A 3,214-nucleotide genomic window follows, 5' to 3' on the forward strand; every position below is an offset into this window, starting at 1 on the left:
GCAGGACGTCGTCGGCACGCTCCAGCGCTTCCTCGATGGCGGTGTGGGCAGGGGTGCCCGGCGTGGTCAGGTGCAGCACCGTCTGGAAGCGCAGCATCAGGCCCTGGAAGCCCTGAAGCAGTGTATCGTGCAGGTCCTGCGCGATGCGCTCGCGTTCGGCCACGCGCTCCTCGATGCGGTCGCGCAGGGACTGCATGGCGGCGCGCATGCGCCAGCGAAACAGCGCGTAGCCACCGAGCACCGCGCCTGCCAGCACGGCAAGGCGGAACCATGCGGTCTGCCAGAAATGCGGGGCGATGACGAAAGTGGCGGTCGCTTCCCGCTTCGCCCACGGCCCGTCGCCGGTGGCGGCGGTGACGTGGAAACGGTAGGTGCCTGGACCGAGCCCTGCGTAATCGACGCGGCGGCGCCCCTGCGCCTCCACCCAGTTCTCGTCCATCCCGTCGAGCCGGTAGCGATAGCGGTTGTTCTCCGCATCGGCGAGGCCGAGTCCGACGTAGGACAGGCTGACGCGCGTGGTGCCCGCAGGCAGGTGCGTGTTTGCGAGCGGATAGGCATGGCCGTCCATTTCCAGCGCGGTCACCGCGATCGGCATGTCGGCTTTGAGCGGGGCGATGCGCGAGGGATCGACCTGCACAACTCCGGTGCTGGTGACGAACCACAGGCGTCCCTGCGCATCGACGGCGGCGTCGTTGGCGGAATAGGATTCGGTGCGTGCGCGGATCACGCCGCTCTGGCCGAAGCGGGCGAGCGGGATCGGCGTGCCGGGCTTCGCGAAGGCGGCATCGAAGTCAGCCTCGGCCACGCGGATGATGCCGCCTGACGAGATCAGCCAGTAATGCCCGGCGACGCGCACGATGCCCATCACTCCTGCCAGCCACGGATACGTCCGCGCGCTCAGCTGTTGCGCACGGCGGCCGTCGTAGCGGGCGAGGCCCGCCTCGCCGCCGATCCATGTCTCGCCATCCATCTGCTTGAGCATGCGCACGAAGCCGACGCCGCCCTTGCTGCCTGCGCCGTCGCCTTCGGGCCAGATGGGCGTGGTCTTGCCGTCATGGACGCGGGCGAGCAGGCGCAGCGGCTGGTTGACGATGAAGGTGGCGGGACCCGGCGCGATGAAGGTCGTCGCGGGCGGCAGGCTCTCGTCCTTGGTCCAGCGGGTGCCGTCGAGCCGGAACATGCCGGAGGCCGATACCGATTCCCACAGCCGCCCCTGCGGATCGGAGGCGCAGGCCTGGGCGAACTGGCGCTCATGCTCCAGCGGACCGACGATCCGCGTCGGGCTGGCGCCGCGCACGAGATATTCGTTCTTGTACGTGAGCACATAGGCGCCGACGCTCGAAACCGAGCAGACCTCGGAAACCAGCCCCGAACGCAGGATCAGCTGCGCCTTGCCGTCGACGATGCGGTAGAGGCCCTCGTCCCCGCCGATGTAGAGAGAGCCGTCCGGGCCGGTGGCGATGCCGGTGCGCACTCCCCTGATCGCGGCGTAGCGCACCACCGGCGTACGCACGAAGCGGTGCAGGCCGTCCGGCGCGCCGCCCCAGATGGTGCCCTCGCCGTCGCGCATCAGGGTGAACATGCCGACGGGGTAGGTTTGCGCGTGGTCCATGCTCAGCGCGCCGCGCGGCACTGTCGCGAGGCCCGAGGCATTGCCGGCGATCCACAGCAGGTCATCGTCGTCGAACAGCATCTCGCGCCAGCCGTCGCCGCCGTTCAGCGGCTCGCCGAAACCGACGCCGGTTTCCGTGAAACCCTTCGCGGTCAGGCGCTGGAGGCCGTCGCTCGAATAGAACCACATCGCGCCGGTGCGGTCCTCGCGGAAGGCGGGACCGAGGTTCATGAGCGCGGGCACCGTCTCCAGCTTGCGGCTGCCGGGGGCCAGACGGCGCAAGTCGGGATTGGAGGCGATCCAGATGGCACCATTGCTCTGGCGGTACATGCGCAGCAACGGGCCGTCGACGTCGATCACGTCCCAGCGGCCGTGCATCCAATGGCGCAGCTGCGAGCCGAAGCCGCTCCAGGTGGAAACCCAGATCGAGCCGTCGGGCGCGGCGATGATGTCGGTGATGCGCCCGCGCGGCTTTTCCGGGTTGGCGCCGCGCAAGTGCCCGTCCCTGAGCCGGGCGATGCCGCCGAAGGCATAGCCCACCCACAGGCTGCCGTCCGGCCCCGCGGCCAGCGCGGTGACCTGCCGGGCGCGGAAGTTGTCGAAGTCCTCGGGCTCGACGCGCAGGAAGTTCAGCCCGTCGAAGCGGTAGAGCCCGTCTCCCGAACCGAGCCACAGGAACCCGTCGCGGGTGCGGGCGATGGCGCGGATATCGGGCGGGGCACCGTCCGCCAGCGACCAGTAGCGGCTGGCGTAGCCGGGGATCTCCGTGGCAGGCGAGGCGAGCAGTGCAGGCGCGCAGAGGCTCGCGCCGACGAGGGCGGCGATGGCGCGGAAAAGCGGGCGGGCGACACGGATGGGACGCATCGCCCGCGCATTACATGGCGCTGCGCGCGCGACAAGGTAACCTTTCGTTTGTCTTCCCAAGGTTCGTCATTGCTTCGCCGTGCTCGCAATGACGCGGTGTCGTCAGGGACGATGCGGCACGGCGGAGGCCGGGTCGCGCAGGAACACCAGCGTCGCGCCCAGCACGATCGCGCCGGCCAGAGCCAGCGGCAGGGCCAGTCCGCCATGCATCAGCAGCAACGCGCCCACGGCGGCACCCGCGAAGATCGAAAGCACAGCGCCGATGCGACGCGCGAAGTTGGGCGTCTTGCCGCCCACATGATCCGCCGCGATGCCGGTGATGGTTAGGGTGAGCACGGTGGTCGTCAGGTCCGGCACCTTCAATTGGCGCACGGTCGCATTGCGCAGGCCCATTGCGAAGCCCGTGAGCGCGATCACGGCCATTACGGCCGCCTTCGGCGCCTGCGCGGCGACATCGACGTCGAGCGCGATCAGCGCCGCGATCCACAGCAGTGCGGCTTCGATCACCGCAGCCCACAGCAGCCAGCGGCCGAGCGCACGCTCGACATGCGCACGCGCGAGATGCCCGGCTCCCCATGCGCCGACCATGAAGGCGATCAGCGCCAGCACCGAGGGGATCACCTTGAACCCCGGCGTTCCCGCCGCCGCGAAGCCGAGGAACACGACATTGCCGGTCATGTTGGCGGTGAACACCTTGCCCAGTCCCAGCACCGAAGCTGCATCGACGAGGCCGGTGGT

At 69.6% G+C, this 3,214-nt stretch carries 2 protein-coding genes; both read right to left on the reverse strand.

Translation table 11 applies throughout. The features are described from left to right. Positions 1–2,476 (reverse strand): triple tyrosine motif-containing protein (locus LH128_RS28170; protein ID WP_008833107.1); only part of this gene is annotated, 2,476 nt, incomplete at its 3' end. Positions 2,477–2,578: 102 nt separating this feature from the next. Continuing rightward, positions 2,579–3,214: YoaK family protein (locus tag LH128_RS28175; protein ID WP_008833108.1), on the reverse strand; the 636-nt coding region annotated here is incomplete at its 5' end.

The sequence above is a fragment of the Sphingomonas sp. LH128 genome (assembly GCF_000293195.2).
Classification (GTDB): Bacteria; Pseudomonadota; Alphaproteobacteria; order Sphingomonadales; family Sphingomonadaceae; genus Novosphingobium; species Novosphingobium resinovorum_A.